The 16,971-nt window shown below is 67.9% G+C and carries 16 protein-coding genes; 8 read left to right on the top strand and 8 right to left on the bottom strand.

Annotated features, from left to right (window positions below; genetic code table 11):
* The first annotated feature begins 150 nt into the window (after positions 1-150).
* Both G4D85_RS32735 and G4D85_RS32740 read left to right on the top strand, forming a co-directional pair.
* Positions 151-1,491, top strand: a complete 1,341-nt coding sequence (locus G4D85_RS32735; protein WP_164018001.1) for an RCC1 domain-containing protein — start codon at positions 151-153, stop codon at positions 1,489-1,491.
* Between the two features lie 107 nt (positions 1,492-1,598).
* Complete coding sequence (locus G4D85_RS32740; protein WP_164018002.1) at positions 1,599-2,060, top strand: VOC family protein; 462 nt, start codon at positions 1,599-1,601, stop codon at positions 2,058-2,060.
* A gap of 142 nt (positions 2,061-2,202) precedes the next feature.
* On the opposite strand, the gene G4D85_RS32745 is transcribed toward G4D85_RS32740, so the two are convergent.
* From G4D85_RS32745 to G4D85_RS32760, 4 genes are read right to left on the bottom strand one after another with little or no spacing between them, the layout of a single operon-like run.
* Positions 2,203-2,754, bottom strand: coding sequence for a hypothetical protein (locus G4D85_RS32745; RefSeq protein WP_164018003.1), 552 nt, complete (start codon positions 2,752-2,754; stop codon positions 2,203-2,205).
* Complete coding sequence (locus tag G4D85_RS32750; RefSeq protein WP_240359632.1) at positions 2,751-3,785, bottom strand: FecR domain-containing protein; 1,035 nt, start codon at positions 3,783-3,785, stop codon at positions 2,751-2,753. The genes G4D85_RS32745 and G4D85_RS32750 overlap by 4 nt, the downstream gene beginning before the upstream one ends.
* Positions 3,772-4,332, bottom strand: coding sequence for an RNA polymerase sigma factor (locus tag G4D85_RS32755; RefSeq protein WP_164018004.1), 561 nt, complete (start codon positions 4,330-4,332; stop codon positions 3,772-3,774). Before G4D85_RS32755 ends, G4D85_RS32750 begins: the two co-directional genes overlap by 14 nt.
* Before the next feature lie 49 nt (positions 4,333-4,381).
* Positions 4,382-5,299 (bottom strand): hypothetical protein, encoded by a 918-nt coding sequence (locus G4D85_RS32760; protein ID WP_164018005.1) that lies wholly within the window; start codon positions 5,297-5,299, stop codon positions 4,382-4,384.
* Between the two features lie 119 nt (positions 5,300-5,418).
* Here G4D85_RS32760 and G4D85_RS32765 point away from each other — a divergent pair, with 119 nt between their 5' ends.
* Both G4D85_RS32765 and G4D85_RS32770 read left to right on the top strand, forming a co-directional pair.
* The gene (locus G4D85_RS32765; protein WP_164018006.1) at positions 5,419-7,197 is read left to right on the top strand and encodes a DUF1592 domain-containing protein; all 1,779 of its coding nucleotides are present in this window, start codon (positions 5,419-5,421) and stop codon (positions 7,195-7,197) included.
* Complete coding sequence (locus tag G4D85_RS32770) at positions 7,194-8,813, top strand: DUF1552 domain-containing protein (RefSeq protein ID WP_164018007.1); 1,620 nt, start codon at positions 7,194-7,196, stop codon at positions 8,811-8,813. The genes G4D85_RS32765 and G4D85_RS32770 overlap by 4 nt, the downstream gene beginning before the upstream one ends.
* Before the next feature lie 47 nt (positions 8,814-8,860).
* On the opposite strand, the gene G4D85_RS32775 is transcribed toward G4D85_RS32770, so the two are convergent.
* The 3 genes from G4D85_RS32775 to G4D85_RS50850 form a co-directional block, all read right to left on the bottom strand.
* Positions 8,861-9,355, bottom strand: coding sequence for a hypothetical protein (locus tag G4D85_RS32775; protein ID WP_164018008.1), 495 nt, complete (start codon positions 9,353-9,355; stop codon positions 8,861-8,863).
* 30 nt (positions 9,356-9,385) lie between these two features.
* The gene (locus G4D85_RS32780; protein ID WP_240359633.1) at positions 9,386-10,051 is read right to left on the bottom strand and encodes a hypothetical protein; all 666 of its coding nucleotides are present in this window, start codon (positions 10,049-10,051) and stop codon (positions 9,386-9,388) included.
* Between the two features lie 330 nt (positions 10,052-10,381).
* The gene (locus tag G4D85_RS50850) at positions 10,382-11,095 is read right to left on the bottom strand and encodes a hypothetical protein (protein WP_420821739.1); all 714 of its coding nucleotides are present in this window, start codon (positions 11,093-11,095) and stop codon (positions 10,382-10,384) included.
* 798 nt (positions 11,096-11,893) lie between these two features.
* Between G4D85_RS50850 and G4D85_RS32790 the strand changes: the two genes are divergently transcribed.
* Both G4D85_RS32790 and G4D85_RS32795 read left to right on the top strand, forming a co-directional pair.
* Complete coding sequence (locus G4D85_RS32790; RefSeq protein ID WP_164018010.1) at positions 11,894-12,739, top strand: SIR2 family protein; 846 nt, start codon at positions 11,894-11,896, stop codon at positions 12,737-12,739.
* A gap of 28 nt (positions 12,740-12,767) precedes the next feature.
* The gene (locus tag G4D85_RS32795; protein WP_164018011.1) at positions 12,768-13,328 is read left to right on the top strand and encodes a non-canonical purine NTP pyrophosphatase; all 561 of its coding nucleotides are present in this window, start codon (positions 12,768-12,770) and stop codon (positions 13,326-13,328) included.
* A 67-nt stretch (positions 13,329-13,395) separates the two neighbouring features.
* Here the strand turns inward: G4D85_RS32795 and G4D85_RS32800 are convergent, their stop codons facing one another.
* Positions 13,396-13,812, bottom strand: a complete 417-nt coding sequence (locus G4D85_RS32800; protein ID WP_164018012.1) for a hypothetical protein — start codon at positions 13,810-13,812, stop codon at positions 13,396-13,398.
* A gap of 290 nt (positions 13,813-14,102) precedes the next feature.
* Here G4D85_RS32800 and G4D85_RS32805 point away from each other — a divergent pair, with 290 nt between their 5' ends.
* Both G4D85_RS32805 and G4D85_RS32810 read left to right on the top strand, forming a co-directional pair.
* The gene (locus tag G4D85_RS32805; RefSeq protein ID WP_205525817.1) at positions 14,103-14,396 is read left to right on the top strand and encodes a hypothetical protein; all 294 of its coding nucleotides are present in this window, start codon (positions 14,103-14,105) and stop codon (positions 14,394-14,396) included.
* A gap of 229 nt (positions 14,397-14,625) precedes the next feature.
* Positions 14,626-16,941, top strand: a complete 2,316-nt coding sequence (locus G4D85_RS32810; RefSeq protein WP_240359634.1) for a Vps62-related protein — start codon at positions 14,626-14,628, stop codon at positions 16,939-16,941.
* Positions 16,942-16,971: the final 30 nt, after the last annotated feature.

Raw genomic sequence — 16,971 nt, forward strand, 5'->3', positions numbered from 1 at the left:
CCACGCGCAACTGGACGCCCGCGGGGCCCGTGCGCCTCAACCCCTCCGCGAACACCACGCCCATTCAGCACGCACGGACGAAGACGCGCTGACCCGACTCACCCGACATCTTCCTTGACGCTCACCGATGGGACGACTACCGATCGGCGGATGCCCACGCAGATGCCCGGTCTCACTGGCGTGGCAGCCCTGACCGCGGGCTCAATTCATTCGTTGGCACTGAAGGCGGACGGCACCGTCTGGGCCTGGGGCTACAATGGGTATGGCCAGCTGGGCAATGGGACAAAAAAACAGGGTTCGACGCCGACGCAGGTGCCCGGCCTCACCAATGTGGCAGCCTTGGCCGCGGGCTCAAGCCACTCGTTGGCACTGAAGGCGGACGACACTGTCTGGGCCTGGGGCCGGCGGCCGGGATGGTTCCTCGCCCCGATTCTCTCCCAGCTTACGGACTGCCAGAGCATGACCGCAGGCTACCTCTACTCGCTGGCGCTGAAGGCGGACGCCACCGTCTGGGCTTGGGGCGACAATTCGAACGGCCAGTTGGGTGACGGGGTGCTTCCCGAGCGTGGTGCGCCAAACCAGGTGCCCGGTCTCACTGGCGTGGCAGCCGTGGCCGCGGGCTATCACTACGCGCTGGTGGTGAAGGCGGACGGCACCGTCTGGGCCTGGGGCGACAATGGGTCAGGCCAGCTGGGCGATGGGACGAACACCCAACGGCCGACGCCGACGCAGGTGCCCGGTCTCACCGGCGTGGCGGCCTTGACCGCGGGCTCAAGCCACGCGCTGGCAGTGAAGGCGGACGGCACCGTCTGGGCCTGGGGCTCCAACACTTCCGGCCAGCTGGGCGATGGGACAAACACCCAGCGGTTGACGCCGACGCAGGTGCTTGACCTCACCGGCGTGGCAGCCGTGGCCGCGGGCGCAAGCCACTCGTTGGCGCTGAAGGCGGACGGCACCGTCTGGGCCTGGGGCACGAATGCGGACGGCCAACTGGGCGATGGGACAAACACCCAGCGGCTGACGCCCACGCAAGTGCCCGGTCTCGCCGGCGTGGCAGCCCTGGCTGCTGGCCGGTTTTTCTCGCTGGCGCTGAAGGCGGACGGCACCCTCTGGGTCTGGGGCGACAATTCGTACAACCAGCTGGGTGATGGGACGCTCACCGATCGTCTGACGCCGACGCAGGTGCCCGGTCTCACCGACGTGGTGGCTCTGGCTGCGGGCAACGTCCACTCGCTGGCGGTGAAGGTGGACGGCACCGTCTGGGCCTGGGGCGAGAATGGATACGCCCAGCTGGGTGATGGGACGTACACCAGCCATAGGAGGCCCACGCAGGTGCCTGGCCTCTCAAGCGTGGTCACCCTGGCCGCGGGCTACCAGCACTCGCTGGCGATGAAGGCGGACGGCACCGTCTGGGCCTGGGGCAGTAACCTGGAAGGCCAGCTGGGAAATGGTCGCTCGCAAAGCCAACTGTTCCCGGAGCAAGTCTGGTGAGTTGTAGAAGTACGACGGCCAGGTAGAGGAAGCCGCTCCAGGTAGGCAAACCGGATGCTGTAGGCTCCTCGCGTAGCCGGAACAGGTCCGCACGAGGAGTGGCAATCATGTCCAGCAAGGTCTCACCGTTTCTCTGGTTCAACGACAGCGCGGAAGAAGCCGCTGAGTTCTACCTCAGCGTCTTTCCGCAGGCGCGCAAGGTCACGGAGCTGCGCTCGAAGGGCGTCGGGCCCTGGCCGGAAGGCAAGATCGCGACCATCGTCATCGAGCTCGAAGGCCAGGAGATGACGTTCATGAACGGCGGGCCCGCGCACCAGCTCACCCCGGCGTTCTCGTTCTTCGTGCGGTGCGATTCGCAGGAAGAGCTCGACGCGTACTGGGAGAAGCTGATGGCGGGTGGTGGAAAGCCCATGGCCTGTGGCTGGCTGACCGACCGCTTCGGCCTGTGCTGGCAGGTCGTGCCACGCAATGTCGAGGAGCTGCTGCGCCATCCCAAGGCCATGCAGGCCATGATGGGCATGATCAAGATGGACATCGCGGCGCTGGAAGCCGCGGCGCGTGAGCGCTGAGCGCTCTGTGCCGTCACCTCATTGACGGTTCACCATCGCTGAGAAGGCGTCCGAGGTGCCGATGGCGGAGACGCCCGTGGTCACCAGGGTACCCGCCACCGCCACCGTGTAGCCGGCCTTGACGCCCACCGTCAGGAGCCACTCAAGGCGCGCTCAAGGCCTGCACGACCAGCACATCCAGCTCGATGACGTCGCCCGGGGCACCCTCGGTGCCCGTCACCTCCACCCACACCCGCTCCGTTCCGGCCGGGGCCGTCAGCTCGCGAGCAGTTCGAACCCACTCCGCGGAAAGCACCGGGCTGGAGAGCACGTCCGACCGCAGCTCCTCGCCGCTCGCCTCGAGCCATCTCACCCGCATCTCGGCGACCAGTGAGCGCTCCGGCGTCCCGCGGGCCCAGAAAGAAGCGCGGTGCGCTCCCGCGGATGCGACAAATCCCGGCGAGTTGTCGAGATGGACGCCCCAGCCGTACAGCTCGGTCACCTCCACGCGCATGCCCGCTTCGCCAGCTCTCGCAGCGGTGGGCTCTCTCGAGACGTTCACCGAGTACCAGGGGACCCACTGTCCGAGCCCGGTCTCGAGAGACGCCGTCTCGGCGTCGAGCAGATTGGAGGTGGGGGGATGGTCGATGATGGCAGGCTCGCAGGCGGTGAGCGCAGCGACCAGCGACAGCACGCTCCAGCGCCCTGGTCTCATCGCCCTGTCTCCCCGTCACGGGCCTGACAGGACAGCGTCTCACGGGCACGCTGGACTGCCTCTGCATAGCGCCCACGCGGGAACTGTCGTTCGTGGCGGGCCCAGTGCGCACAGGCGCGCTGCGCGTCCTTGAGCTGGTGCGTGAGCAGCGAGCCCAGCTCGAAGCTGAGGCGCTCCCGCGTCGCTATGGGCTGCTTGCGCATCGCCGCCTCGAGGTGCCGCGCCGCTCGCTCGAACTCGTGCCGACCGCGAAGGACCTCCAGCTCTCGCAAGACTTCCTCCACGCTCGGGGCACGGCCTGCCGCGGCGGGGGGGCGGGAGGAAGCGACCTCCGGGCTGGGCGGCGCCGGGGGCTGGGGCGGCTCCGGCTCGGGCGACGCCAGCCCGCGACGTGCTGGCTCGGCGGGTTCGGCCACCGGCCACCCCAACGTCTGCCCCGGCCGAAGCGGAACCACCTCACCCGTGAGCCGACGGAAGACAATGGCGCCTTCGTGCAGGGTGACCGCTCCTCCCGCTTCCCGCTCCTCCACCGTGAAGCGCGTGCCCATGACCTCAATCGCCCCACCCGACACGAGCACGACAGCGGGGGAGGCCCCTGGCTTTCGGCGCTCCACCGAGAACTCCGCGCGGCCGCGGACCAGTCGCACCCCCGACGGCTCGCGACGAACGACGAGCGGCCCCAGGTTCCGAAGGGCGAGGCCCCGGGCGTCGTCCACCAGGGCGGCCTCACCCCTCTGGATTTCCACCCCCGCGGCGTCTTCCCGCACCCTCAGGTCGGCAGTGGCCTGCGCGACTTCGAGCCCCCCGAGCGAGCGTGCGGACGGAGCGCTCCAGAAGTACACCGCGAGGGCCAGCGCCGCTGCCGACGCGGCGAGCATCCACCCCACGGGGCGCCTGTACCGTGCCGGCTTCGGCTCGCGGGCGCCCCGCAGCCGAGACTCCAGCCGGGCCCGGGCGGCCGGGGACATCCCCTGCTCGCGGCGGAGCTGGTCTTCACGCCGGAGCTCGGCGCGGAAGTCACGGGGCTCCATCGTCCACCTTCCATCCCCACGCCGCCAGGCGGCCCTGGGCGCGGCTGATCAACTTCGACACGTAGCCCTCCGACAGCGAGAGGAGCTGGGCAATCTCGCGCTGGCTCAGGTCATCCAGCATCTTCAAACCCATCACCACCCGCTCCTGTCCCGGCAAGCGGTCCAGCGCCGCCGTGGCGCTGCGCACCGCCTCTCGCCGCTCGAGGGCCGCCTCGGGCGTGGACTCCGTCTCCGTGCGCTGCGACGGAAAGAGGAGGGCGGCGAGGCGCCGTTGAAACGTGTTCTCGCGCCGCAGGGCGGAGAGCGCCACGTTCTGCGTGACGCGAAACAGCCAGCCCCTCACGTCCTCCTCGCGCAGCCAGGCCCGGTGCTCCCAGGCCTTGAGGAAGACATCGTGCGTCACGTCTTCGGCCCAGCCCGAGCGGCCCGCCGCATACCGCATGGCCCAGAAGAAGACATCCTCGGCGTGCTCCTCGTAGAGCGTGTCGAACGACACAGGGCGGGCAGGCACGGCAGGCAGGGCCTTGGAGTGGGGGGCGCGCGACATCCATCACCTGGGCACCTACGGTTGGCGCCGGAGAAACTTTCCTCGGAGGTTACGGCCACCAGGAGAGGCTGGCGCCGGTTTCGAGCCTCGCGCCACCCCGCGACCACAGCGTTGCGCCTTCGTTTACATGAGTCACCGGCCTCAGCAGGCCCAGGGCCACGCGCAGCTCCGCCGCGAGGCGCTCGGTGAACCTCCACCGGAGCTTCATCCGGGCCCAGCCCGCGGGAGACACCTGCGTACCGGACCGGGCCGACACCCAGGAGGCCGCGAGCTGGAAGGTGTGGAGGACGACGCCCGCGCCCACGCCAGGTTCGAGCTGGAGGCGCTCCGTCGCGGAGAGTCGATAGCTGAAGAAGGCCCCACCTTGCACCTCGAGCACGGTCAACTCCGCGCCGCGAGACACCCCGAGCCCCGTCTCCGCCTCGAGGCCGAGCGCCCCCAGGCCGCGCCTGATGGAGAGCAGGAGGTGTGGGTCGGCGGCGGGTCCACGCCAGAGCGAACCCAGGCCCAGGCTCAGGTCCAGCTCGGAGCTGCGTGGGGCGGAAGCCACCGCCACGGGAGGCTGGGGCGCGGGCTCGGGAGGCACGGGCGCGGACGGGGGCGGCTCCGGCTCGGGCTTCAGCGCCCGCGCCAGCTCGGAGAGCTTCTGGGCGATCTCCAGATGAAGCTCCGCGAGCGAACCCCGCCCCACTCGAACGCGCTGCTCGGCCCGTTGCCGCGGCCCGACTGCCTCGAGCCGCAATCCTTCTGGAGCGCGGCTTGCGCGCAGTCGAAGCTGCGCCGGGCTCTCCGGAGAGACGACCGCGAAGCCCTCCTGTATCAACCGGATCGCCACCTTTCGCTCCAGCTCCACACCGTCCCACCGCCGATAGTCCTGGTCGGACAGGGGGCGAAGGTCGAAGGAGACGGACACCGCCGGGGCCTGGGCCAGGAAGACGAGGGAGAGCGCGCTGAGCAGAGCGGTCATGCGGTGACAGTGAGAGTACCGCCGACCGTGGATCACAGCCAGCGTCGGCCGCCCGTGCGCTCCGGCTGCCAGCCCTCACGGGGAGGAAAGTTTTTTCGGCCGCGCGCGTAGTGGGGGGCATGACGTTTCCACGCTACGTGAGCCTCCTGCTTCTTTGCGCTGGCGCGGTCGCCTGCTACGGCACCGTCGAGCAATCAGGTCCCGGCGGAGAAGACGACCCCGCTCCGCCGGCCTCGTCCGCGCCCGTCCCCCCTGCACCGGCGCGGTTCTCCTGCGACGCGAGCGCCGTCCCCGCGGACCTGCCCTTGCCCAGGCTGTCCCGGACGCAGCTGGCGAACTCGCTTCGCTTCGCCATTGCTCGTGCATTGCCGAACGAGGCGGACGCCCTCTGGGCGGAGCTTGCGCCCACCTTCGCCCGGTACCCCACGGACCAACGCAAACCCGCGCCCGGTGACTTGAGAGGTGGCTACAGCCGGCTGGACCAGTCCATCCAGCAGTCGCAGGTGGACGCCATGTACGACGTGGGCGTGGTCATCGCCCGGGAGCTCACGCGGACGCCGGCCCGCCTCGAGGCCGTCCTGGGCCGCTGCGCGACGGACAGCAACACCTCCAACGACCGCGGCTGCCTGGAGGACTTCATCAAGGGCTGGGGCTCGCGCATCCTGCGCGCTCCTCTGCCCGCGGCGGAGGTGACGTTCCACGCGGACATCGCCGGCAACACGCCCGTGGAGCCCGCGGCGGTGGCGGACGTCATCGCCACCCTGCTGAACTCGCCCAGGTTCCTCTACCGCGTGGAGAGCGGGACCCAGAACGCGGAGGAGGTGAGCCCCCTGTCCGCGTACGAGCTGGCCTCGCGCCTCTCCTACCAGTTCTGGCAGGAGCCACCGGACGACGCCCTCTGGGCCGCGGCCGCGGGCGGCTCCCTCCTGACGCCCGAGGGCTACGACGCGCGGCTGACGCGGCTGCTGGAGAGCCCGAAGCTGCGCAACTCCCTGGACGACTTCATCAGCGAGTGGCTCCGCCTGGAGGAGCTGCCTTCGCTGGTGACGCTGCGGAATGACCCCGTCTACAAGTCCTTCGTCGGCGAGCGAATGCCCACCGAGGCCACCCGCACCGCCATGCTCGAGGACGTCCGCCGCTCCGCCTGGCAGACGGTGTCCTCCGGCGGCTCGGTGAGCGACTTCCTCTGGGACAGGCACTCGTACACGGACGACCCCTTCCTCGCCGCCGTCTACGACGTGCCCGTCTGGAACGGGACGGGGCCGGCCCCCGTCATGCCCTCCACGCGCCGCAGCGGCCTCTTGACGCGCGCCGCGCTGCTGGCCACGGGGACCGCCTCCACGCGGCCCATCCACAAGGGCTACCTGGTGCGCAACGCGCTGCTGTGCCAGCAGGTGGGCGCGCCACCGCCCAACGCCACCGACACGCCGCCCGTCCCCACGGCCACCATCACCACGCGCGAGGCCGTGACGGCGATGACGTCCACCGCCGCCTGTCGGGGTTGCCACAAGGCGACCATCAACCCGCAGGGCTTCGTGCTGGAGGGCTTCGACGCGCTGGGGCGTGAGCGCCTCCAGGAGCGCCTCTTCGACGCGCAGGGCCACGAGACGGGCGCCCCCACGGTGGACACCGTGGCCGAGGTGCACGTCTACGACGACGAGTTCCGCGTGCTCGACAGCGCGGTGGGGCTCACCCAGGCCATCGACGACAGCCAGCTGATGGAGTCCTGCCTGGCGCGCAACTACTTCCGCTTCGCCCACGCGCGCGTTGAGTCAGAGGAGCGCGACGGGTGCCTGCTCGCCGAGTTGGAGCAGGTGACCCGCGGCGGCGCCCCGCTGGCGGAACTCTTGAGGAAGGTAGCCCACCATCCCAGCTTCAAGCAGAGGAGGTTCCAGTGAAGAAGACTCAGGACCCGGGTGTCTTCAGGGTCGACAGGCGCCAGTTCCTTCGCGGTACGGGCGGGGCGATTTTGGCTCTGCCGCTGCTGCCCTCGCTGCTGAGCGCCCGCGAAGCGAAGGCGGCGGAGACCCAGCGGCCCAAGTGCTTCGTGCACGTGCGCACGCCGCATGGCGCCATCCTCACCTCCAACATGTGGCCGGGGGCCTCGGCCCTGAGCGAGACGCTCCGCTATGCGGGCCACGACGTGCGGCGCGGGAGCCTGACGGCCCCGGTGAACGCGAGCGGCGAGGCGGTCATCAGTCGGGCACTGACGGCGAAGTCGAGCGTCCTGACGCCGAGCCTGGTGTCGAAGATGAACATCCTGCGCGGGCTCGACTACCCCTTGTACATGGGGCACAACTTCGGCGCCGCCCTGGGCTACTACGACGAAGACAAGGGCCGGCCCGGCTCGCCGCGGGCGACGATTGACCAGCTCATGGCCTACTCCCCGGCCTTCTATCCGAGCGTCGCCTCGGTGCGGAAGCGCAGCGTGGTCCTCGCCAGCTCGGGGACGTCGAGCGGGAGCTGGGGTTACAACACGCCGGGGGTCCGCTCCTCCGGTGTGGCCGCGAGCGACGTCAGCGCCATCGAGAGCTCGTTGGCTCTCTTCGACATGCTGCTCGCGGGCGCAGGGGAGGGCACCCACCCGAGCCGGCCCCCGGTGGTGGACCGCATCCTCGAGAGCTACCGCCGGCTCCGCAACGGCAACAGCCGGCTGTCCGCGGAGGACAAGGTGCGGCTGGACCAGCACATCCACGCGGTGGCTGAGCTGCAGCGCCGCCTGGGCACCGTCGTGCACGAGGCCTGCCAGGTGCCCGCCCGGCCGACGACGGACAACCTCACCCTGAAGCGCTCGGCCTCGTTCGCGGGGGACCCGGCGAAGAACGTCGAGTACTTCCGGCTCCTCAACGAGGTGCTCGCGGTGGCGATGAGCTGTGGCACCTGCCGCGTGGCCACCCTCACCATTGACGAGAACAACCAGAACCTCACCTTCACCACTCGCGCCCCGCAGGGGGAGGACTGGCACAACAACGTCGTGCACCCGTCCACCGCCCCCGGCGACGAGCAGGACCTGGTGGTCCAGTTCAACAAGGTGTTCTTCTCGGAAGTCTTCCTGGACCTCGTCGGCCGCTTCGAGAGCATCTCCAACGGCGTGGGCGGCACGCTGCTGGACGACTCGCTGGTGGCGTGGGGCCAGGAGAACGGCAACTACCCCCACTACTCCTTCTCGGTGCCGGTGGTGACCGCCGGTAGTGCCGGAGGCGCCCTGAAGACCGGCAACTACTGCGACTACCGGAACCTCAACTACAACCTGGCCGGCAGGAACAGCCCCGAGGACGAGTCCTTGTGGCCGGGTCTGCTCTTCAACCAGTGGCTCGGCACGGCCCTCCAGGCGATGGGCATCCCCCACGCAGAGTGGCGCGAGGAGGACCACCCCGGCTTCGGCTGGAAGACCACGTACCAGTCCCAGTACGCGTACTTCTTCACGAACACGGGCCTGACGGCCGACAAGGTCTACCACTCGGAGCTGTGGGCCAAGACGGGCGAGATTCTGCCGTTCCTCGCGCCGACGTAGCGCTGGCCGCACGCGCCCTCCTCGAGGGCGCGCGGCACCCCAGGGGCTCAGCGATCCGCGAACGCGCCCCCGCTGTAGCGGTCGCACAGCGCCAGGTACTCGTCGCTCGTCATGTCGAGCGCGAAGACGCGCAGCTTCTTCGTCTTGGGCTTCTTCAGCCGCGTCTTGATGACGACGTACCGGCCGATGGGGATGAGGCCCATATAGGTCTGGTTGAGGTAGGTGTTCTCCTCCATGTCGTCCCAGTCGATGAGCTGGCCATCGGGGAAGAGGACTCCATCAAGGCCAATCACCAGCGCGGGCATGTGCAGCTTGCCCAGGCCCCGGATGCAATTGATGAGCATCCACACCGCGGCCAGCGCGATGAGTCCCACCAGGTACCCCGCGCCCGTCTTGGGGATGGCCATGGCGGTCAGCACGAGGAAGAACGCGCTGCCCATGGACCAGATGATGGCGCCCGCGATGAGCCTGGTGCGCGAGTAGTAGAATTCGTGGGGCTTGTCGGACTTCGCCTTCGACTTCGCGGAGCTGTAGATTTCCATGATGTGATGCCTGTGTTGGGGTGAGGGGTATCAGCCGGCCAGGCGCGCTGACAGGTAGGCCAGCAGGACGGGGGCGTTGACGACCTTCGCCTCGTCAAGCTTGTGGCGTCTGCCGTTGACCGTGAGGATGAGCTCACGCGTCTCCGCGCCCGTGTCGCTCTCGTCCTGGAAGCGGATGCTGTCGATGTCGTCCCAGTGAATCAGCCGCCGCTTGTAGGTCAGCCCCTCGTCACCGAGGGTCAGGGGACCGAAGGGAACCGCTTCCCCCTGGGATACCTGGTGGTGCACCTCCTCCAGGAGCTCCGCGACCACGGAGTCCGTCACCAGGGCCTCGAGCTCGTCCGGGTCGCTCCACAGGTACAGCCGGAGCCGGTACGTGCCTCGGTCATGACGGAGGACGAGCTGGTCCTCCTGGTGCCGCCGGACGATGGAGCGCACCTGGCCCCACGCGAGAGACGTGCTGCCCGAGCGCAGCCCCCTGTCGTCCACCACCAGCGAGCGCGGGGACCACCACCAGACGAAGAAGTCGCTGGCCCGCCACGCCATCAGGTAGATGCCGCATGGGATGCCGAGCAGCAAGGTGGGGAAGCCATACGTGCTGCGCAGCATGCCCACCACCATTTCGCGTGGCAGCAGGTGGATGGACGCGGGCGTGAGCAGCATGGCCAGCACCACGTAGATGAGGACAAGCCCCATCACGAGCCACCACAGGGTGTGCCGGGGGAAAACCAAGGTGTACGAGTGCTTCAGGGGACGACTCCCAGCGGGCCGGGTGGGGGGCGCGGAACTTAGCGAACGTTCGTTCAGCCTATAGCCTCGGAGCCGACCCTTTACGAGCACCAAACGCCTCGGGCCCTGGCCATGGGCCATGTAAACTCAGAACCTCCAAATTCTCATTGAGTGAGATTCGGCCCATGCCGCTCCAGGGGATGGGCGGAAGGGCTGGCTTGCTCCCACAAAAGCAAAGGGCCGAGTCCCAGAAGGAACCCGGCCCGCGCAGGTGGTCAACGATACGTTCGCCTGCTCTTACTTGCGTATGCAGCCAGATTTATCAGTGATTGCGGATGGACAGGTGACCTGCTTGAAGCTCACGGTGGGATTATCCGCGTTCTTGAACCAATCGAATCGCCACTGACAGCCCGCCCTCAATTGAGACGGCAGTTGGCTGCATTCATTTCGAGTGGCGATGCCGCCGTATCTGGCACCCCAACCATCGGCTGGAGCACCCCACTGACTCGTACAGGCGTTGAAAAGGCCAACACCCCCGCCAGGGATTAGCAGGGCGAAATGGTTCTGACCCAAATCCCCTCCCGTATTAACAGCCTGAACCACCATCTTCTTGCCCTTCACGGGCCCGCTGGTGAATGTCAATTCGTAACAGGCGCAGCTCCAAGCGGCTTCTGTCAAGCCCTGCAAATTCGCTGCGGCAAATCCATACGACAGATTCGAATTAACAGCCCACGGCTGATTGTTGTTACACGCGTAGGCAGTACCACCATTCGCACCGCTTTGCGTATCCGGACTGAGCACGGAGACGCCATTACTGGCGCAAGCTTTAACCGGACTGGTAACTGAGGCTTTCCCAGGCCACGAAGCGCTTCCTTTGGCACAATCCCAGTATCGGGTCGTCTTGCCCGTTTGTTGAGCCTCAGCCTCGTTGCCGATGCCGAGCAGGAGCGCGAACGCAGTCACTACAGCCAGCGCTTGTCGAAGGGAGCCTCTGTGACGAATATTTGTCATCGTCGCAGCGTGGCCATAACAGCGCGCGAGTGTCAAGGTGCGGCGCTGCCCCACGCTTCACACCTCGTGCGTACCCGGCAATGCTCTGCTCGGCACGACGCCCCGCACCAGCTGAACCCATAATGAGGAAACGAGAGGGGATTCGCGGTCAGCCGGAGGGCCGGCGCGTTGACGTTCAGCAACGAAGTGGGGCGGAACAGGGAGCGGGGCTAAGAGCGGGGCAGGGCTAACCCGTGAGACTCACTCTGGAGTTTGGCGGCCTGCCCCGCTGCCCCGGCGCCCCGGCGGAATACACACGAGTCCAAGCAGGAGGAATGAGAGGAATTGAATGACTGGCAATTGTCGCCTTGGGGGTTGTGTTCCTCTTCCTCTCTCTCTTCTCTGAAACAGGCGGGGCAGGCGGGGCCGCGAGACGAAGGCGTGTAAAAGAGTTGTGGTCTCGGGCACTTGGCGTGGTGGGGGCTGCCCCGCTTCGCGCCCCGGTGTGGCGAGGCAGCGGGGCCAAGGGCATGTGGTCGGGGCAGCACGCCTGAAGGCTGCGCGTCCCCACGTACTGCTGCGCCCGTCGCCGTGGGCGGACTTCTTCAAGACGTGCCTGGGCGCGCCCCGCAGGAGGCCGAGTGACCGGTCAGCCGCCGCGACCTTCCCCTCGAGGTCCAGCACGCCCAGCGAAGCGAGTCTCGCGCCAGCCAGACGTACAAGGCCTTCCTCGACCACCTGTGCCCCGCGCTTGTTGTGATGGGGCCACGTGGACAAGGTGCGATTGCAGGAACGTGCTCCCCGGCCACGGAGGTGACCATGGCGGTTCTCGAGCTGCCCCAGGCCGCGCCATTGCTCCAGCAGGAATACCGGGAAGGCCGGCTCATTCCCTTTCTGGGCGCGGGCTTCTCCAAGCCGCTGCACCTGCCGGACTGGAGCGAGCTCATCGCGTCCATGGCGGAGCCGCTGGGCTTCGAGCCGGAGTTGTTCATGGACCATGGCAGCGCCGAGCAGCTCGCGGAGTTCTTCTCCGTGGCGCACCCGAACAACTTCGAGCGCCTCGTCTATGGCATGGCGCGGAAGTTCAACTCGGAAGAGGCCAGCCAGCTCCGCAAGGTCTCTCCCACGCACAAGGCCCTGGCCCTCCTCGACCAGTGGCACACCATCTACACGACCAACTTCGACTGCCACATCGAGCACGCGCTCAGGGATGCGGGAAGGAAGGTCTCCGTGCTGGCCTCCTTCGTGGACTTCCAGGACAAGCAGGAGGCCGGTGCCTGCGATGTCATCAAGTTCCACGGCACGCTGGAGATCCGCAACACCATCATCCTGACGGAGAGCGGCTTCTTCGACCGGATGGCGCTGGAGGATGCCGCGGACCAGCGACTGCGGGCAGACCTGCTCAGCCACAGCTTCCTGTTCATCGGCTACAGCTTCAGCGACATGAACATCCGCTACATCTGGTACCGCATGCACCAGCTTCGCCAGCGCAGCCAGGCCGGAAGCCGCGCTCCGCTGACGCCTCGCAAGTGCTTCTTCGCCACGCATGGCGCCGGGCCGGTCCAGCCGATGCTGCTCGAGCAGTGGAACGTCGACGTCATCCAGCTCGACCCGGAGGACAAGACCGCAAGCGTCGCGGAGCTCCTGAGGAGTATCGGCGGATGACGGGAGCGGATGACGGGAGCGGATTGGAATGAAGACCGCCTATTACGTCACGTCGAATGCCGACAGGCTCCGTGAGGTCGAGCACTTCTTCCAGGGCTCGTCGAAGCTGGGCTTCGTCAAGGCGCGCAGGTCGGCCTTCGTCGAGCTCCTCGAAACGGACCTGAAGACGCTCGTCCTGAACAAGGCCGCGGCGGCCTACGCCCGGGTCCGGTTTCCCCTCATCGTCGAGCATGGCGCCTTCTGTATCGAAGACTTCGGCTGGCTCCCGGGGACGCTCATCCGTCCTTTCTGGGAGGCGCTCGGGACAAGGCTCTGCGGGTTGGTCCGTCCCGACCGCAAGAGGGTGACCACCCGGTCCGCTGTCTGCTTCTGCGACGGCAGGCAGCGGAAGGTGATTCTCAAGGAAGTCGAAGGGACGCTGGCGGATGCACCGCGCGGCAAGGGCGGCTTCGATTGGGACTCCATCTTCATTCCCCAGGGCCGCACGCAGACCTTCGCGGAAATCGCCGAGGCCTCACTGGATGACAAGCTGGGCCTCTCCGCCTCGGGGCTCGCATACGCCGAGCTGAAGAAGGAGCTCGGCCTCTGACCTGACTTCGGGCATGGAAAGGTGGCACGGCGACCTGCTCATCCAGGTGCCGTGCCGTGATGCTGCTCTACGCGCCGGTCTCGTAGTTGGCGGTGGCGGACAGGATGACCGACTGGCCCGTCTGCAGATCAGTCACCTGCACGCGCTGGGGGTAGTCCCGGAAGGGACCAATCGAGCGCGAGCAGACCCAGCCCTCCTGGGTGGTGTACCAGACTCTGGCGCACTTGTTGTCGAGGTACGTGATCTGGTACCGGCCGGCGGACTGGTCGATGCCGACGACCGAGAACACCGCCGTGGCCTTGGGCTGCCACCAGACGATGGCGGAGCAATAGTAGGGGGTCGCCACGTCCCACGCCGATGTGTCGATGTAGCAGGCGGCCCGGGCCGACTCGAGCCCCGCGACCTGTACCAACCCCTCTTGTGTACCCGTCGCATCCTCGTGAGCGAGGGCCGGAGTCGCGATGGTGGCCAGGACAGTCGACATTCCCCACTTCAAGAAAGACTTCATACAGAGCACCTCGTTCCAGTGTGTTGTGGGTCCCTGCCACAGACGTGAAGCGCGGCAGGCAACCGGAGACACAAATAGAACGAGGCGCCTGGAGGGTATCGGACGACAGCGCACCACGATTCGACTGGGAGTGCCCCCTCTATGCCAGGCCCGAGGAGATCGCGCGGCAGATTGGCTTCCTGCTGTCAGACGACTGCGCGCCGGACGGCGGGTCGGTCTTCGACAAATGCGTCATGAACCGGGGCCGTACCTCGATGAACATGATCGTGAACCCGGAACTCCCATACGTCGGGGAGTTTGCGTGCGAGGAGGTGTACTCGTTCCGCCGTGCCCAGCGGGCGCCCGCCACCGCGCCGCCGGAGGGCGCCACCTTGCGCTGCTCCACGCTGTACGACGTCGAGGGCGAGTCGCTGTCGGTGAACACGCGCCCGGAGCTCTTCTGCACCACTGGCAACACGACGCGCTACGCCCTGGTCGACGGCTACACCGGACAGTGGGATGACCGCGCCAACCCGCCCGCGTGGTGGCCCTGCGAGGTGACGCCGCCCTCCGAGCCCTGAGCACGGAGAGACACCGGAGGCTGGCTCGGTGAGGCCTGCCTCCGGTTCGCGGCGACGACTGCGACAGCTTCGCCTGGAGGCCAGCCTTCTCGCGCCGTGATTCGACGAAACGGGATGTGCTTCCCGGGGGCAGGGTGTGCCACGTTGGCGGCTTCGCGCGGCGGTGTGAGGTCGTGACACGCCGGCATCTCGCCGGCCACCAGCGGCCGCGCGTCCCCACAGGTGGCTCATGGCACTGTCTCGAACAATCCGACTCCGATGGCTTTCTTGCCTCGCGGGCGCCGCGCTCCTCGGCGCATGCACCTCGGAGGACCTCACCGAAGCCGAGCTGCTCGGCGAAGGCCCCGTTGACGAAGTAGAGGCGGCGCTGGGCGCCAACCTCGCGCTCGGCAAGCCGGCGCTCCAGTCGAGCAACTATCCACACGGTGGCGGCGAGGCGATGCGCGCGGTGGATGGCAACACCAGTGGCAACTGGGGTCACAACTCCGTCACCCACACCGACAACCAGCTCCAACCCTGGTGGCAGGTCGACCTCCAGGGCATCCAGCCCCTCTCCAACGTGGTCCTCTACAACCGCACCGACTGCTGCTCGGAGCGGCTGCAGAACTTCAGGGTCCGCGTCTCGGATGACGGGATGAGCTGGCAGGACTACCCCTTCGCCGGTGTCGCCCCGGTGCAGTCCACGTTCGCCATCAACCGCCCGGCCCGGTACGTCCGGGTGCAGCTGGACGGCACGGGCATCCTGAGCCTCGCCGAGGTCCAGGTCTTCGCTCCCACGCAGCCCGCACATGGCGGTGTCCGCTTCGGCAACACCGTGTATGGCCGGTGGAGCGGCTCCGGCGGGAGGGCCCCACTCAGCGCCGCCAACCGGCAGCTCATCGTGGACTTCGAGGGCCCGAGCGAGACGGTGACCTTCCAGCTCACCTCGTCCGCCAATTCCTATCTCTACCTGCTGGACGCGAACGGCAACGTGCTCGCGGAGGATGACGATGGTGGTGGCGGCACGCACTCGAGAATCTCCCGGGTGCTGTCGGCCGGAACCTACAAGCTCGTCGCGGCGACCGCCGCTCCCGGCCAGAGCGCCGAGTTCACCCTCAGCGCGGACAAGGCCCTGCTGCGCTTCCCGCAGCGCCTCTGGGTCCAGGCGGCCACCCAGCTCCAGTGGCTCTACGACGACTACGAGACGGGGGCGAGCAACAACGTCTCCGTCTGGCGGCCGAACCTCGGTGCGTATCCGGGCTACTTCTCGCTCGGAGACGTGGCCATGCCCTCTCATGGCGTGGCGCCCCGGATGACCTTCGTGGTCGCCGGTGAGGGGGACACGCTGGCGCGCCCGGTCGACTACAACTGGATCTGGAGCGACTGGGGCTCGGGTGGCGCCCATGACGTCTCCTTCTGGGACCCTGTGCCTCCAGCGGGCTACACCTGCCTGGGCACTGTCACCGTTCTAGGCTACGGCAAGCCCTCCACCGACCTCATCCGGTGCGTGAAGAGCGAGTACGTGCTCCCGGGCAGCTTCAGCTGGGTGTGGAACGACGGCGGCTCTGGCGCGGACTACGACGTGGGCCTGTGGCAGGTGGGGCCCCGGACGGACGACCCCCGCGGCCTGGCCCTGTCCACCTTCAAGGGTCAGGGCAACTACGGCAATCCCGACGGCGGCCGCGCCTGGGTCCTCAACAAGAGCGCCACCGCCAACCCCGAGCTGCAGGGGCTTCCAGTCGACGGGGCGACGGCGCTCCAGTTCGCGCCCCGCATCTGGCTGCACGCCGGCGAGTACTACTTCCCCTCCTCGGTCGAGTTCTTCCTGCCCAACGTGCAGGAGCAGAACGGCTACCTCGTGACCCGGCAGCCCCTGGGCTGTGACTCCTGCACGGACCCGCAGTTCCTCGACGGCCAGCGGCCGGACCAGGTCCCCGTGCCCATGTACGTGGAGGTTGTCCACCGCACGAGCCAGGGCGCGCCCACGAACATCACCGACCTCATCTACTGGAACTTCTATCCATACAACAATGGCAAGCGGGTGTGCATCGGCTGGTACTCGCCCTGGGGCTGCGCGGGCGGCTACTCCACCTTTGGCAACCACGTGGGGGATTGGGAGCACCTGACGGTGCGGCTCATCGACGGCCGGCCGTACGCGGTGTACCTGAGCCAGCACGCGAGCGGACAGACCTTCCTCTTCGGCGCCAAGGAGCTGGCCGTGCTGGGTTGGCACCCGGAGGCGTACGCGGCGCTGGGCTCGCATGGCCTCTACCCGGACGCGGCCCGGCACATCTACCAGAACCTGCCCAACGGGGACTTCCTCGCCGACGACACGAGCCGCGGCCTCGCCTGGGACGGCTGGGTGCGGCCGGTGGTCTTCCCCTGGCAGCCGCTGGGCTCGTACACCGGAAGCCTGAGCTGGCTCAACATCACCAGTGACTGGGGCAACCCCGCTTCCGGCTGTGAATGGAGCGAGCCCGTGGCCGGCCAGTGCGTGCTCAACAGCGGACCGACGGCGCCCATGAAGAAGACCTTCTCCCAGCCGCAGGCCCTGACGCTGGAGTAGGGGAGGGCGACGGGCGCGCTGACCGTCGTG

The organism is Pyxidicoccus trucidator, assembly GCF_010894435.1.
Classification (GTDB): Bacteria; Myxococcota; Myxococcia; order Myxococcales; family Myxococcaceae; genus Myxococcus; species Myxococcus trucidator.